The 15,487-nt window shown below is 34.3% G+C and carries 16 protein-coding genes; 8 read left to right on the forward strand and 8 right to left on the reverse strand.

Translation table 11 applies throughout. From position 1 onward, the window contains the following. Window positions 1–7 precede the first annotated feature (7 nt). Complete coding sequence (locus IRZ78_RS19445; protein ID WP_194618098.1) at window positions 8–391, forward strand: DUF1508 domain-containing protein; 384 nt, start codon at window positions 8–10, stop codon at window positions 389–391. A gap of 238 nt (window positions 392–629) precedes the next feature. On the opposite strand, the gene IRZ78_RS19450 is transcribed toward IRZ78_RS19445, so the two are convergent. Further along, on the reverse strand, window positions 630–842 hold the full coding sequence (locus tag IRZ78_RS19450) for a hypothetical protein (protein ID WP_055095081.1): 213 nt from the start codon (window positions 840–842) through the stop codon (window positions 630–632). A 348-nt stretch (window positions 843–1,190) separates the two neighbouring features. Beyond that, window positions 1,191–2,420, reverse strand: coding sequence for a glycosyltransferase N-terminal domain-containing protein (locus IRZ78_RS19455; RefSeq protein WP_194618099.1), 1,230 nt, complete (start codon window positions 2,418–2,420; stop codon window positions 1,191–1,193). Between the two features lie 136 nt (window positions 2,421–2,556). Here IRZ78_RS19455 and IRZ78_RS19460 point away from each other — a divergent pair, with 136 nt between their 5' ends. The 4 genes from IRZ78_RS19460 to IRZ78_RS19475 all read left to right on the forward strand — a co-directional run bounded on the left by IRZ78_RS19460 (window position 2,557) and on the right by IRZ78_RS19475 (window position 5,543). Further along, the gene (locus IRZ78_RS19460) at window positions 2,557–3,690 is read left to right on the forward strand and encodes a DegT/DnrJ/EryC1/StrS family aminotransferase (protein ID WP_194618100.1); all 1,134 of its coding nucleotides are present in this window, start codon (window positions 2,557–2,559) and stop codon (window positions 3,688–3,690) included. Between the two features lie 2 nt (window positions 3,691–3,692). Further along, a complete protein-coding gene (locus tag IRZ78_RS19465) occupies window positions 3,693–4,133 on the forward strand; it encodes a nuclear transport factor 2 family protein (RefSeq protein WP_194618101.1) in 441 nt (146 codons plus the stop codon). Window positions 4,134–4,151: 18 nt separating this feature from the next. After that, window positions 4,152–5,165 (forward strand): UDP-glucose 4-epimerase GalE, encoded by a 1,014-nt coding sequence (gene galE, locus IRZ78_RS19470; protein WP_194618102.1) that lies wholly within the window; start codon window positions 4,152–4,154, stop codon window positions 5,163–5,165. A 156-nt stretch (window positions 5,166–5,321) separates the two neighbouring features. Next, the gene (locus IRZ78_RS19475) at window positions 5,322–5,543 is read left to right on the forward strand and encodes a hypothetical protein (protein WP_194618103.1); all 222 of its coding nucleotides are present in this window, start codon (window positions 5,322–5,324) and stop codon (window positions 5,541–5,543) included. Between the two features lie 97 nt (window positions 5,544–5,640). Here IRZ78_RS19475 and fabD read toward each other — a convergent pair whose 3' ends face one another. After that, a complete protein-coding gene (gene fabD / locus IRZ78_RS19480; protein ID WP_194618104.1) occupies window positions 5,641–6,516 on the reverse strand; it encodes an ACP S-malonyltransferase in 876 nt (291 codons plus the stop codon). Between the two features lie 71 nt (window positions 6,517–6,587). Beyond that, the gene (locus IRZ78_RS19485) at window positions 6,588–6,950 is read right to left on the reverse strand and encodes a DUF983 domain-containing protein (RefSeq protein ID WP_194618105.1); all 363 of its coding nucleotides are present in this window, start codon (window positions 6,948–6,950) and stop codon (window positions 6,588–6,590) included. Between the two features lie 149 nt (window positions 6,951–7,099). Here IRZ78_RS19485 and IRZ78_RS19490 point away from each other — a divergent pair, with 149 nt between their 5' ends. After that, window positions 7,100–7,963, forward strand: coding sequence for a helix-turn-helix domain-containing protein (locus IRZ78_RS19490; RefSeq protein WP_194618106.1), 864 nt, complete (start codon window positions 7,100–7,102; stop codon window positions 7,961–7,963). A gap of 153 nt (window positions 7,964–8,116) precedes the next feature. On the opposite strand, the gene IRZ78_RS19495 is transcribed toward IRZ78_RS19490, so the two are convergent. From IRZ78_RS19495 to IRZ78_RS19510, 4 genes are all read right to left on the reverse strand, one after another. Next, the gene (locus IRZ78_RS19495; protein ID WP_194618107.1) at window positions 8,117–8,650 is read right to left on the reverse strand and encodes a YceI family protein; all 534 of its coding nucleotides are present in this window, start codon (window positions 8,648–8,650) and stop codon (window positions 8,117–8,119) included. Window positions 8,651–8,934: 284 nt separating this feature from the next. Continuing rightward, window positions 8,935–9,651, reverse strand: a complete 717-nt coding sequence (locus tag IRZ78_RS19500) for a pirin family protein (RefSeq protein ID WP_194618108.1) — start codon at window positions 9,649–9,651, stop codon at window positions 8,935–8,937. Window positions 9,652–10,173: 522 nt separating this feature from the next. Beyond that, window positions 10,174–10,533: a hypothetical protein gene (locus IRZ78_RS19505; RefSeq protein WP_194618109.1), complete on the reverse strand. Its 360-nt coding sequence runs from the start codon at window positions 10,531–10,533 to the stop codon at window positions 10,174–10,176. 6 nt (window positions 10,534–10,539) lie between these two features. Next, a complete protein-coding gene (locus IRZ78_RS19510; RefSeq protein WP_194618110.1) occupies window positions 10,540–12,021 on the reverse strand; it encodes an XRE family transcriptional regulator in 1,482 nt (493 codons plus the stop codon). Window positions 12,022–12,217: 196 nt separating this feature from the next. Here IRZ78_RS19510 and aceB point away from each other — a divergent pair, with 196 nt between their 5' ends. Both aceB and aceA read left to right on the forward strand, forming a co-directional pair. After that, window positions 12,218–13,819, forward strand: a complete 1,602-nt coding sequence (gene aceB / locus IRZ78_RS19515; protein WP_194618111.1) for a malate synthase A — start codon at window positions 12,218–12,220, stop codon at window positions 13,817–13,819. Between the two features lie 340 nt (window positions 13,820–14,159). Continuing rightward, window positions 14,160–15,440 (forward strand): isocitrate lyase, encoded by a 1,281-nt coding sequence (gene aceA, locus IRZ78_RS19520; protein WP_194618112.1) that lies wholly within the window; start codon window positions 14,160–14,162, stop codon window positions 15,438–15,440. Window positions 15,441–15,487 lie beyond the last annotated feature (47 nt).

Here is a 15,487-nt window from a genome sequence, read left to right on the forward strand (position 1 = left end):
AAAATAAATGGGTGCTTTCGTAATTAGCAAAAGGTTCAACGATGAATATAAATTTGTGTTTACTTCGAGAAAAGGTAAAGTGATATTTACGAGTTTGAGTTATGAATTGAAATTTGAAGGTGAGGAGGATATTGAAAAGTTTAAGGCGAATATAGATCAGGCCAGGTTTTTGAAATTTAAAGGCTCTGGAGGGAAGTATTTCTTTAAGTTGATGTTGGGCGAGGTTCACTTTGCAACAAGTCGTAAATATACTACTGAATTGCTTTTGCAGAAAGGAATAAAAGAAATTGTTACTTACGGTGCAAGATCTGAAGTTTTGGACTTTTCTTCAAGCGAATCGATTTTTGAAGATGAGGAAGTTGAAGAGGTTGGGGAAGAGGTTGAAGATTAAAATGAAATTCCGGTGTTTTAAATTCTAAATTCCAATAGTTAGGCTGCTTATTTGGTTTTGTCTAAAAAAGTTTTGAAAAAAAAATCCCAAATTCCAAAAGACATTTAGTGTTATTGGAATTTGGGATTTGTGTTATTAGAAAAGCTAATTTAAAATTATTGGAATTTTAAATTAGTTTTTGAGCATAAAAAAAACCATCTCAAGGATGGTTTTAAAATTTTTAGAAACTAGGTTCTAATTATTTTTTTACTTCTTCTACTTTAGCAGCAGCAGAATCAACTTTAGCAGCAGCAGAATCAACAGTTGCAGCAGCAGAATCAACTACAGCAGCAGCAGAATCAACAGCAACAGCAGTAGAATCTACAGACTCAGTAGCTGCAGCGTCAGCTTTTTTACAAGAAACAACAGTTAAAACAGCAACAACAGCTAAACTTAAAAATACTTTTTTCATCTTACTTTATTATAAAAGGTTAATTATTAATTCGTGGCAAAGATATAAATTTTTTAATATGTAAAATATTTTTTTATTTTTTTTTTAAAATATTTTCATTGCTCACGATTATCTTAGTTATCAAATAATATGCCACAATGCTAAAATTATGTTATATTGTTGTATTTTTTGAATAAATTATTTTTCGTTGAATATTCAATAAGAGAATTGGCTGTTTCTATTCTCTTCCTTGCGGTTTATTTTGTTTTTGATTCATTATTTGATAAGCTAAAAAAGCGAAAAAGAGCTTATTTAAGCTCTTTTATAAATAATAACGACAGTAAATCTCATATTGTTTGAATAAATCGCTTAAGAAACGATATTCATAATGGTATTTGTTGCTCCTGTATTATCCTGAATATACGATCTGCAAATGTTGCTTTTTTCTTCAAAGAAAAGATTATCATTAAGCAAACGATCCAGATTTTCTTTTAGCTCATTACTGTTAGAAATTACCATACATCCTTCAAGTGCAACTAATTGAATTGCTTCTGCAAAATTGGAGTAATTTGGGCCAATTACAATCGGGATTCCAAATGTTGCGGGTTCAAGAATATTATGAATTCCCGGATTTCCAAAACCTCCGCCAACGTAAGCTATCGTTCCGTAGCTGTAAATTTTGGTCAATAAACCTATTGTATCTATAATAAAGACATTGTAGCCCGATAAGTCAAGGTCTTTCTTTTCTGAAAATAATACAGTCGATTTTGTGATTTGACTTTTTAAACTCGCTATTTGATCTGCTTTAATGTTATGAGGAGCAATAATAAATTTTACATGGTCTGGCGCCTGATTAATATATTCTGCTAATAGAGCTTCATCTTTTGGCCAGGAGCTTCCTATTACTATGGTCGGTGAATTGTTTTTGAAATTTTCGATAAAATCAAGCGTATTGTCTCTTTCTAAAATAGCATTGACACGATCAAAACGCGTATCGCCGGAAACAATAACATTATGAAATCCTATCGCTTCAATTTTTTCTTTAGAACTTTCATTCTGAACAAAAAAATGGGTGAATGCCTTTAATGCTTTGCGGTAAAAACCGCCATACCATTTAAAGAACATCTGATTGTCTCTGAAAATTCCCGAAATTAAATAAGTAGGCGTTTTGCTTGTTTCAAGTTCTTTTAGGTAGTTAAGCCAAAATTCGTATTTAATAAAAAATGCTAATTCCGGGTGCACTAATTTCAAAAATTTCTTCGCATTGTTTCTGGTATCTAACGGAAGGTAAACAGTTATATCGGCAACTGTGTTATTTTTACGCACTTCATAACCTGAAGGAGAGAAAAAAGTAACAATGATTTTATGATCAGGGTATTTTTCTTTGATTTTTTCGATTACCGGTAAACCTTGTTCGTATTCACCCAATGATGCCGAATGAAACCAAATCGTTTTATCTGAGGGTTTTATTTTTTCTTGTAAAATAGAAAAAACATTTTTCCTACCGGCTACAAAAAGTTTAATTTTCGGACTAAAAAGCGCTACAATTTTCAGAAAAAACCCCGCAATAGAAATAACTAAATTATATAGAAAAAGCATCTGTTTATTTTTGTGGCTAAATTACGCTTCTTTCGATTATTTTCATTGGTTTGAAGGTATTAAATAACTATTTTTGTTCCTCCTTTTAGAGATTCTGATTACAAAACAGGTCTTTAATTTTAAAAATATATTGAAAATGAAAAAAATTCAAATGGTTGACTTAAAAAGTCAATACGAAAAAATAAAAACTACCGTTGATGCTTCTATTCAGGAAGTTTTAGATACAAATACTTATATAAACGGACCTTTAGTGCATCAGTTCCAAAAAAATCTTGAGGATTATTTGGGAGCAAAACACGTAATTCCGTGTGCAAACGGTACAGATGCTTTGCAGATTGCCATGATGGGATTAGATTTAAAACCAGGTGATGAGGTAATTACTGCCGATTTTACTTTTGCAGCTACAGTTGAGGTTATTGCTTTGTTGCAATTAACTCCGGTTTTGGTTGATGTTGATATCACTAATATGAACATTGATATCGAAGCAATTAAAAAAGCAATCACGCCAAAAACTAAAGCAATTGTTCCGGTACATTTATTTGGACGCGCGGCCAATATGGATGCGATTATGGAAATTGCAGCTGAGCATAACTTATATGTAATTGAAGATAATGCACAAGCAATTGGAGCTGATTATATTTCGAAATCAGGAACAAAAAGTAAAGTAGGAGTAATTGGTCACGTTGCGGCAACGTCATTCTTCCCATCTAAAAACTTAGGCTGTTATGGAGATGGAGGAGCAATCTTCACAAATGATGATAAATTGGCACATATTATCCGCGGAATTGTAAATCACGGAATGTACGAGCGTTACCATCATGATGTTGTGGGGGTGAATTCACGATTAGACAGCATTCAGGCTGGAGTTTTAAATGCGAAATTGCCTTTATTAGACGAATATAATGCAGCACGTCGTTTGGCTGCTACAAAATACAATGCGGCTTTTGCCGGAAATGCACATATCATTACACCGGAATTTGATGCAAAGGAAAATGATCACGTTTTTCATCAATATGTATTGAGAATTATCGATGCAGACAGAAATGCTTTATTACAGCATTTGCAGGATAAGCAAATTCCATGTGCTATTTATTACCCAATTCCGTTGCATTCTCAAAAAGCGTATGTTGATCCTCGTTATAAAGAAGAGCAATTTCCGGTTACCAATCAATTGGTGCAAGAAGTTATTGCTTTGCCAATGCATACAGAATTGGATGATGAGCAAATTAAATTTATTACAGATTCTGTTTTAGAATTTTTGAATAAGTAATTATGAGAAGTTTACGTGTTTTAATTTTGATGGTTTTGGTTTCTTTTTCTGCTTTTGCTCAAAAGTCGAATACGAAGGATGAAACCAGTATTGTTAATCAGGTTGAAATTTTGCGAAAAGCAATGATCGATGCTGATGGAGCGAAATTAAAAGCACTAACCTCTGATAAATTAACGTATGTTCATTCGAACGGTAATTTTCAAAACCAGGTAGAATTTATAGACGGAATAGCGAGCGGAAAATCTGATTTCGTTACTATAGAGTTTCAAAACCAAACCATATCGATTCAGAATGATGTAGCGATAGTGCGACATGTTTTGTCTGCTCATACCAAAGATGACGGAATCGACAGGGATATTAAAATAGGAATAATGCTTGTTTGGCAAAAGCAAAAAAATAACTGGATTTTGATTGCCAGACAGGCTTACAAATTAACTACATAATAAAAAAACAACCACAAAATGAAAGTATTAGTAACAGGAGGATTAGGATTTATTGGTTCTCACACCGTAGTCGAATTGCAGAATGAAGGCTTTGAAGTAGTGATAATTGATAATCTTTCGAACTCTTCAGAAGATGTTTTAAAAGGGATTACAGCCATTACAGGAAAAACGCCTTTATTCGAAAAGTTAGATTTAAGAGAAAAAGCATCGGTTCAGGATTTTTTTAAAAAACACAATGATGTTACCGGAGTAATTCATTTTGCCGCTTCAAAAGCGGTGGGAGAAAGTGTAGAACAGCCTTTATTATATTATGAAAACAATATTGCTTCGTTAGTTTATTTGCTGCAGGAGTTACAGCAAAAACCCGAGGCAAGTTTTATTTTCAGTTCTTCTTGTACAGTTTACGGTCAAGCCGAAAAAATGCCAATTACAGAAGATGCTCCAGTACAAGCGGCAATGTCTCCTTATGGAAATACCAAGCAAATAGGAGAAGAAATTATTACAGATACTGCTAAAGTAACTAATATTAGCGCAATCTTATTACGTTATTTTAACCCGGTTGGAGCGCATTCAAGTACTGAAATTGGAGAATTACCATTAGGAGTTCCTCAAAATTTAGTGCCTTTTATTACGCAAACCGGAGTAGGATTACGTAAAGAATTGTCCGTTTTTGGAGATGATTACCCAACTCCGGACGGAACAGCTGTTCGTGATTATATTCACGTAGTAGATTTAGCAAAAGCACACGTTATTGCATTACAGCGTTTATTCAATAAAAAGAATTTGCAAAAAGTAGAAACCTTCAATTTAGGAACCGGAAAAGGAAGCTCGGTTCTGGAAGTAATTCATAGTTTTGAAAAAGTAAGCGATAAAAAATTACCATACACAATTAAACCGCGTCGTGAAGGTGATATCACCGAAGCGTATGCCAATACAGATAAAGCAAACAATGTTTTAGGCTGGAAAGCACAATTAAGCTTAGACGAAGCCATGGCAAGTGCATGGAAATGGGAACAAAAAGTTCGCTCTTAATTAGTTTTCAGTCGCAGTTCCAATAGAGACGCACAGCAGTGTGTCTAACATTAGTAAATAAAAATCCCAAATAGTAAATTTAGATTATTTGGGATTTTTTATTTTGGGTTGATTTATTTTGAAATTTTGTAAGGTTAAACCGAGTTAGTTGTCGGTATGAAAAAAGCAGATAACATGATTACTTTTAATTTTGATGCGGAGTTTGCAAAGGGATTGACACTAGAAGAAGCGAAAGCTGAGTCGAAAAGAGGAATTAGGGAATGTTGGGTAGATGATTTTGATGCTGAATTTGCAAAAGGTTTAACTCCTGAAGAATTTAAGGACGAAATATCTAAAAGAATAAAAGCTTATCCTTGGAAGAATAAATTTCAAGAATAAAGTAAAAAGCAAAATCCTCACAAACAATCTGTTCATGAGGATTTTTTATTTATATCGTCAATAACTGAAAACTGTCACTGCGACTGAATGCTAAAATTTAAGCATTCGCAGTAACCGCTTCTTTGTCGATTTTATTAATCAAACCTGCCAATACTTTTCCTGGGCCAACTTCAGTAAACAAAGTAGCGCCATCAGCGATCATTTGTTGAACAGATTGAGTCCATTTTACAGGAGCAGTTAATTGTATAATTAAGTTCTTTTTGATTTCGTTTGCGTCAGATACTGCACTTGCCGTTACGTTTTGGTATACCGGGCAAATAGGATTAGAGAATGTAGTTGCTTCAATTGCCGCAGCTAATTCTTCTCTTGCTGGTTCCATCATTGGTGAGTGAAAAGCTCCTCCAACAGGTAAAATCAAAGCACGTTTTGCTCCGGCAGCTTTCATCGCCTCGCAAGCTTTTTCTACTGCAGTAGTTTCTCCTGAAATAACTAATTGTCCAGGGCAGTTGTAGTTGGCTGCAACCACAATTCCGTCGATAGAAGCGCAAACTTCCTCTACAATATTATCGGCTAAACCTAAAACAGCAGCCATTGTAGATGGAGTAATTTCGCAGGCTTTTTGCATCGCAAGAGCACGTTGTGAAACTAATTTAAGACCATCTTCAAAAGATAAAGTTCCGTTGGCAACCAATGCTGAGAATTCTCCTAAAGAATGTCCTGCAACCATTTCTGGTTTAAAATCTTCACCTAAAGTCTTCGCTAAAATAACCGAGTGTAAAAAAACAGCCGGTTGAGTTACTTTAGTCTCTTTTAGTTCTTCGGCAGTACCTTCGAACATGATATCTGTAATTCTAAAACCAAGAATTTCATTGGCTTTTTCGAATAATTCTTTGGCTAAAGCCGATGTTTCATATAAGTCTTTGCCCATTCCTGTAAACTGTGCGCCCTGACCCGGAAATACGTATGCTTTCATTTGTCTAATTTAAGATTGATTTTTTTTAAATTGAAAATTAGTTTCAATTGAAAGGCAAAAATAGTACTTTTTTATTTCGTATAATCCTTAAACATGTAAATCCATGCTAATCTTGAAAATCTAAGATTGAAAGAAGTAAGTAAGGTTATAACCACTGCAATAATGGGAATGATTCTTAAATCAAAATTTTTCTCGAAGAAAAACTGTGCAATACAATACGTAGCGATTCCCTGAGCGACTGTTAATCCGTAGTTTACGTACATGGCGCCAAAGAAATAACCAGGTTCTTTCTGGAACTTATAATTGCAATGACTGCAGTATTCGTTCATTTTTGGAAGCCCGAAAGTCAAAAAAATACTTTTGTCTTTAAATACTTTTCCTTTATGACAAATAGGACATTCGTTGCTTAAAATATGAGTTAATGCACTTGACATGATCTTGTTGTTTTTTATTTATACAAAGGTAATTTGTAATCTATTAAAAGTCTTTTTTATATCTTCGCTACTTATAGCACAATAAAGACATTTTGATTGAAATTCCAAATCCCAAAATCTAAAGTCTAGAATCTAAAATTAAGTTGCGTATGAAAAGATATCCTGTTTATAGTGTTCAGAATTTTAGCTGTAATGATATTCGCCGTGATTTTTATGTGAATACTTTTACCGAACATCTAAAAAGTCACAGTTTTGTCGAAGAACCACATCGTCACGATTCGTATTTAATGGTTTTTTTTACCAAAGGTTCAGGACAGCATGAAGTCGATTTTGATCAATTCGAAATCAAAAAAGGAAGCTTATTTGTGTTGCAGCCCGGACAAATGCATCACTGGAGTTTGTCTGAAGATATTGAGGGTTTTGTGATTATTTTTTCGCAGGAATTGTATAATCTGTATTTCGGACAAAAAAACATCAACGAGTATAACTTTTATCATTCGATTCACAATAGGCCGGAAATGGTTTTTGAAGAAAAGGAAATTCCGAAAATCCTCCCATATTTTGATTTATTAATTCAGGAAAACAATAATGAAAACAAATATCAACTCGATAAAATGCTGAATCTATTAGACTGCATTCATATCGAAATTGCCCGCAAATACAACGAAACCTATTCACATCAAGCGCATTCGTATAATGTTAAAATCGATAAGTTTGAAATACTTTTAGAACAATATTTCAGAGAAGAAAAACTGCCCTCTTTTTATGCCGAAAAATTAAATATCACGTTAAAACATTTAAATCGAATCTGCAATGAAATTCTACAAAAAACAGCCACAGAAGTTATTACAGATCGTGTAGTTTTAGAAATAAAAAGAATGCTAATCGATAAACAATTAGCTGTAAACGAAGTTGCGTTTAAAGTAGGTTACGAAGATTACTCCTATTTCTCCCGATTCTTCAAAAAACAAACCGGAATGTCACCAACAGAATTTCGAAATGCAATACGTTGAGTTTTATTAGCCACGAATTCACGAATTTTTTATGCATAAAGTTTGGAAAAAATAATTCGTGAATTCGTGGCTAAAAAAAAAACAAAAATCCTGCACTTCCTAAAAAAAGTACAGGATTTTAAACCAATCAAATTAAATTCTATTATTGTTGGATTAAGCTTGTTTTGTAAATTGTAATTCAATGTTTAAACGAACTTCTTCTCCAACTAAGACACCACCAGTTTCAAGAGCAGAGTTCCAGTTTAGACCCCAGTCTTTACGATTTATTTTTCCTTCTATGCTTAAACCTACTTTTGTATTTCCCCAAGGATCAGTCAGGATTCCGCTATATTCTACAGGAAAAGTTACGCTTTTAGAAACCCCTTTAATGTTTAAATCTCCAGTAATTTCATAGCTTCCTGCATTGATTTTTTTGAAAGATGAAGCTTTGAAAGTTAATTTTGGGTGATTTTCTACATCAAAAAAGTCACCGCTTCTTAAATGCCCGTCTCTGTCTGCATTTGCAGTATCGATCGAAGCGATATCAGCAGAAAATTCAATAGCTGCATTTTCGAAGTTATCTCCATCTGTAGTAATTGTAGCGTCGTATGTTCCAAATTTTCCTGAAACATTTGTAAACATCATGTGTTTAACTTTAAAACCAATTTCTGAATGTGTTGGGTCAATTGACCATTTTGTAGTTGCCATAATTTTTATTTTTAAATAATTAATTTCATTTTGATAGGACAAAGTTACGTCCGTAGTACTCGAATCACACTTAACCTAGATTAAGAAATGAAAAGGAGTTGATTTTTGATTTTATTTTTTTTATAGATTAAAGGATTTTCACAGATTATTAATTCAGCATAAAAAAATCATTTTAATCTGTGGCAAAATTTCGCTCAGTAATTATTAAAAAAAGAAGTGATAATAATCTGATGATCATATTTATTACCACTTCTCGAGAAAAAGTATTAATTGTAATCTTTGAATTAATAGTTCATAGGAATATCCATCAATAAAAATTCAGCATCAGTATTTGCTTGTATGTTTAAAGTGTCAGTTCCTGAAATTCCAATAGCATCACGAGTGTTTAATTCCTGACCGTTGATGGTAACGTTTCCTTTCAAAACAAAAGCGTAAACTCCGTTTCCTTCCTTTTTGATTTTGTATTCAGTAGATACACCTGAGTCAAAATTACCCATATTAAACCAGGCATCCTGATGAATCCAAACTCCGTCATCATCAGTATTTGGAGATAAAATTTGTGCTAATTTATTGTGTCTGTCAGCAACATCCAGAGTGATTTGCTGGTAACGTGGTTCTACATTTCTTTTGTTCGGAAACAACCAGATTTGTAATAATTTAGTCTGCTGATCTGCATTGGGGTTAAACTCACTATGCTGAACACCAGTTCCGGCACTCATTACCTGAATATCACCGTTTTTGATGATTTCAGTATTTCCCATACTGTCTTTGTGAGCTAAATCTCCCTCAAGCGGAATCGTAATGATTTCCATATTATCGTGAGGGTGAGTTCCAAAACCCATTCCGCCGGCAATTGTGTCATCGTTCAAAACACGAAGAGCTCCAAACTGAATTCTATCCGGGTTGTACCAGCTTGCAAAACTAAAACTGTGATAAGCATTTAGCCATCCGTGATTTGCATTTCCTCTTGTTTCTGCTTTGTGTAATACTATATTTTCCATGATGATATGTGTTTTGTTATTTTTATAGTACAAAGATACAGCCAAGGTCAATGAAAGGCACTTAACCTAGATTAAGAAAAGATTTTTCTAAGATTATGAGGTTTTGAGATGCTAAGATTCTAAGTTTTTTGCAGGAGCAGAAATTTTAGTTTCAAAAGACCTGAAGTCCCGCTATCCGTTACACTCGAGATAGCGAACTGACGAAGTAATCTTTTGTGCCGAACGCCGGCACAAAAGGATTTTTGCTTCTATCGATGCTAAACGAGAAGCTTCATTTTCAGAAGAAATGTATATTTCTAATCTGCATAAAAGTTCCGGAGGAACGAATTATATTGTAGGGATGGATTTCAATCCATTCTGCGCAATCATAATCGACAAAGATTGACTATTATTGGATCGGAGTTTCTAGTGCGATCTCTCCTCCGTCGAGATGACAAGATTGTGGTTGAGTTCAAAATAACAATAAAACTTTGCGACTTCGCTTCCGATAATTATCAGGATTGCGAGATCATTAAAATCGAACTATTTAATTTTAATTAATTTCCCTTTTCCAACTACTTCATCAAGGTAATTCGCAGCTGAACTTTGTTTATCATGCATGTAAAATAGAATAGTGTCTTTTTTGATTTGATCTTTTGAAATACTTATAATTAAATCTGTATTGATGAAATTGTCCAATAGTATGGCATTTCCATATAAGATTTTTCCTTTTGGCAAATACTTGTTATCAAACACAAAAACACTATCGTTAAAAGTAATTTTATCCTTTTGAATGTAGAAATTGTTCTCCTCTATTAAATAATTATAACTGCCAGTAAGTTTATCTGTTTGCTGGTTTGGAGTAATAAAAAACAGCGTTATTATTAAAGTCAAATATTTCATAATGTTTTAGCTATATTGATTTATAAACTGCTGAACCACCGCATCTGTATTCTCATGACGCTTTTTCTTCTCCAATGCGATTGGCGGTGCAGCTCTTTCGAAACAATCTTTTACATCGCAGGTTTCACATGTAACACCAACGATTCTTTTCACCAAAGGTTTTCCTTCGATGAATTTGAATTTCTTTTTCATTGCCGGAGTAATCAGGATTCCAACAGAAATACTGCGTATATTATGATCAATAAAAGGATCTTTTGTTGCTGATGAAAAAACCAAATATTCATTCCCGCTATGCACATAGCTTGAAATTTGAGCATCAAAAAAATGAGGTTTATTTTGTTTAATAGCTTCATCGATCGTTTTTACCGAAACCCATCTTCTGCAATAATGTTCATCGGTTTCGTTGGCGTGAGGTTCCTGCTGATTGGTAATATGTAATTCTTTTTTGATTTGATATTTATCAGAACCAATTTTATGCGACATTCTTAAAAAGAACAAGTTTTTAAGATGAAAATCCTTTGGCAATAAATTCGTCAATCTCTGATAGAAAGATTCGGGCGAAACTTCAAAACTCTCGATTAGCGCCACAAATTCTTCGGGATTTGGTTTTTCGTTATTTAAAAAATCATTGATTTTATCCGCAACTAATTGTCTTGGTAATAGCAAAGCTCCCGCAAAATACGACGCATAAAAATTGTGGAGAACCTGATCGAAATTTTCGAACTTAATCCAGCTAAAAGTCAGTAAGCGATCTGAAATTTTCAAATAATTATAAGCAATTTCCTTGGCTAAAATAAAGGCTTTCTGCGGATGGTCTAATTCTGTAGAAAGTAATAAAGTCTTGCTTTTAGGAACATAAATAGAACGTAAATCTCCCAAGGCTTCCTGTTCAGAAAATATGATTTCTTTTATTTTATATTCATACTCTTCTTTTAATATGGCTTCTAATTCTTCGATACTTACTTTAGAATCTAAATTGATTTGAAATGATTTCGAAAAAGAAATGACTTTGTCTTCCAGATCTTCAAAATAATTATTGTGTGCTTCCTGGTACGATCGTAAAGCAGCCAAAAAGAAACTTTCACGACTTAAATTATAATGCTGCGCGATTTCGATAATCGTACTAATAAACGCATTGACCTTAGCTGGCGCATTGGCAATAATATCAATTAAATCCGCTTCCTGAATCCCAAAAAGTTCTAACGGAATCTCTTTTAAAATACCTGACTTCAGAATTTCTCCAATCGGTGCGAGGTTATTATCGAGTTTTAAGGATACCATTTGGTCGTAACTAACGTCCAAATGTTCGCATAGAAGCAAAATTTTATCTGTTTTTGGATATTTTTTTCCTTTTTCAATCTCGTTTAAGTACGATTTTGAAAGATTAGTCAATTTGGCTAAGCCAAAAAGAGAAAGATTTTTTTGCGTTCTGACCTGCTTGAGTTTTAGTCCAAAGATCAGCTTTATATAGTCTTTTTCGATATCCATGTATCAAATATAGTCATTTGAAAAATAATCGCCAAAAAATTATTTTTAATATTTAGCGAACGTTCGCTTGTTTTGTAAAAAACTTTTTTCTAATATTGTGGTGTAGAAAATATTAGATATCAATCGATTATGAATTTAAGTCTTGAAAAAGATATGATTGATTTGATTATTACTAATTAAAATAAAATCAACAGCTATGAAAAACCAATTAGAAATTACCGAAACGGCAATGGAATTTTTAGCCGAAAAGAAGCTTTCTTATCCAAAGATCTGGACAGAAGAAGCAATTGTTTTTATCACCGATTTGCATCGAAAATTCGAATCGCAACGAAAACTGTTATTGTTACAACGCGAACAAAAACAAACTGCTTTTGATCAGGGCGTCATGCCTGTTTTTACTCCGGAAACAAAAAGTGTCAGAGAAGGTAATTGGACAGCTGGAGTGATTCCGAAAGATTTGTTAGATCGTAGAGTGGAAATTACCGGACCGGTTGATCGTAAAATGATCATTAATGCATTGAACTCCGGGGCAAAAACTTTTATGGCTGATTTTGAAGACAGTACTTCGCCAACCTGGCAAAATTTAATGGACGGTCAAATGAATCTAATCGATGCGGTAAACAAAACCATTACATACACCGATTTGGTAAAGCAAAAGTCTTATCATTTGAATGAAAAAATTGCTACGCTAATTGTACGTCCGAGAGGTTTGCATTTGCCGGAAAAACATCTGTTGATTGAAGGAAAAGAAGTTTCAGGCTCTTTGGTAGATTTTGGATTGTATGTTTTTCATAACCACAAAAGGCTTTTAGAAAACAATTCAGGACCGTATTTCTACATTCCGAAATTAGAGCATTATCTCGAAGCACGCTGGTGGAACAATGTAATTGACTTTACCGAGGATTATTTGAAACTGGAAAGAGGAACCATAAAGGTGACGGTTTTAATAGAAACCATAACGGCGAGTTTTCAGTTAGATGAAATTATTTATGAATTGAAAGGACATATCGTAGGCTTGAATTGTGGACGTTGGGATTATATTTTTTCTTATATCAAAAAGTTTAGAAAGAATCCAAAATTTATCGTTCCGGATCGCGATCAGGTAAACATGACTTCACCTTTTATGAATGCTTATTCGAATCTGGTAATTCAAAGATGTCATAAACGCGGGATTCATGCGATTGGCGGAATGGCAGCTCAAATTCCGATTAAGAATAATGAAGAAGCGAATGCTGCTGCTTTCGCAAAAGTAAAAACCGATAAAGAACGCGAAGTTCGAAACGGTCATGACGGAACCTGGGTAGCACATCCGGATTTGGTTGCTATTGCAAAAGAAATTTTTGATAAAGGAATGCCAACTCCAAACCAGATTCATATAAAAAGAGAACATCGCAAAATTACAGAAGCTGATTTGATTGAGCCACCAATTGGAATCATTACTGAAAATGGTGTTCGTAAAAATATCAACGTAGGAGTTTTGTATCTGGCTTCATGGCTGAACGGACAGGGCGCTGCGGCTTTGCACAATTTGATGGAAGATGCCGCAACGGCCGAAATTTCGAGATCGCAATTGTGGCAATGGCTTCAGAATAAAGTGGTTTTGGATAATGGCAAAAAATTAGATTTGGCGTATTATCATGAACTGGCTTTAGATGAATTCAGAAAAATTAAAGACGAATTAGGCGAGGAACTTCATGAAAAACGACAATTTCCTTTGGCTGAAAAAGTTTTGGAACGACTGGTTGTAAATCCCGATTTCGTTGATTTCTTGACTATTCCGTGTTATAAATATCTATAGTAATTAAAAATTGAGAATTAAAAATGAAAAATCTGCTTGATCTGCTAAATCTGCGGGCGAATAATTTTTCACGCAGATCTAGCAGATAAAATGAGAATAAAAAAATCTGCGAATGATCTTAAAGACATAGAAACATAGATTAAAATGTGAATAAAGACAGTTTTAAAAAAAAACTAGATTTTCACACATAGCTATGTTTGTTTAAACAAATGAAATGCCTTTAACCACAAAGGAAAACTATGTTTCTATGTGTTTAAAAAAAATAAGTCCAGTTAAAACTGAAAACTTGAAACTGCGACTGAAAACTATTACTTACTAACCACTTTAACTCAAACTATTTATGAAAACAACAGAAGACAGAATTCAGGAATTGATTAACGATTGGATTACGAACCCAAGATGGAAAGGTGTTGAACGTCCTTATACCGCTACAGAAGTAATTACGCTTCAGGGTTCGTATCAAATTGAGCATTCTATTGCCAAAATGGGAGCGCAAAAATTATGGAGAAAGTTAAAAAATCAGGATTATGTTGCTGGTTTAGGCGCGTTGACAGGAAATCAGGCGATTCAGGAAGTCGATGCTGGTCTTGAAGCGATTTATTTGAGTGGCTGGCAAGTAGCGGCCGATGCAAATTTGGCGGGAGAAATGTACCCGGACCAATCGCTTTATCCTGTAAATAGTGTACCAATGGTGGTAAAAAAAATAAACAATGCGCTGTTACGCGCTGATCAGATTCAGACCGTAAACGGAGTGGAAGATAAAAAAGATTATCTGGTTCCGATTGTGGCGGATGCCGAAGCTGGTTTTGGCGGAAACTTAAATGCTTTCGAATTAATGAAATCAATGATTGAAGCGGGGGCTTCAGGAGTTCACTTTGAAGATCAGTTGAGTTCTGCTAAAAAGTGCGGGCATTTGGGCGGAAAGGTTTTGGTTCCGACACAAGAGGCTATTAATAAACTGATTGCGGCTCGTTTGGCGTCTGATGTTATGGGAGTTTCTACACTTATCGTAGCAAGGACAGATGCTGATGCGGCTAATTTATTAACCAGTGATGCTGACCCAAGAGATGCTAAATTTATAACGGGTGAAAAAACAAACGAAGGTTTCTTCTATGTAAACAGCGGAATCGATCAGGGAATTGCAAGAGGTTTGAGTTACGCACCTTATGCTGATTTGATCTGGATGGAAACCAGTAATCCGGATTTGGTTTATGCTAAAAAGTTTGCCGATGCCATGAAAAAGGAATTCCCGGATAAAATGCTGGCGTACAATTGTTCTCCATCTTTCAATTGGGCTGCGAAATTATCAGTAGCTGAAATGGAAACGTTCAGGGAAGATCTGGCGGCAATGGGATATAAATTCCAGTTCATTACTTTGGCAGGATTCCACGCTTTGAATACCAGTATGTTCGAATTGTCTAAAGCGTATAAAGAACGCGGTATGGCAGGATATTCTGAATTACAGGAAAGAGAATTTGCTTTGCAGAAAAATGGTTTCCGAGCTGTAAAACATCAGGCGTTCGTAGGAACTTCTTATTTTGATGCCGTTCAAAACACGGTAATGATAGGGAAATCAACCATAACAGCAATGGAACATTCTACAGAGGTTGAGCAATTTTAATTCAAAAGAAAAACCAGTTCACTGAACTGGTTTTTTTGTTTTTTGCT

It is taken from the genome of Flavobacterium sp. CSZ, assembly GCF_015350725.1.
Lineage (GTDB): Bacteria > Bacteroidota > Bacteroidia > Flavobacteriales > Flavobacteriaceae > Flavobacterium.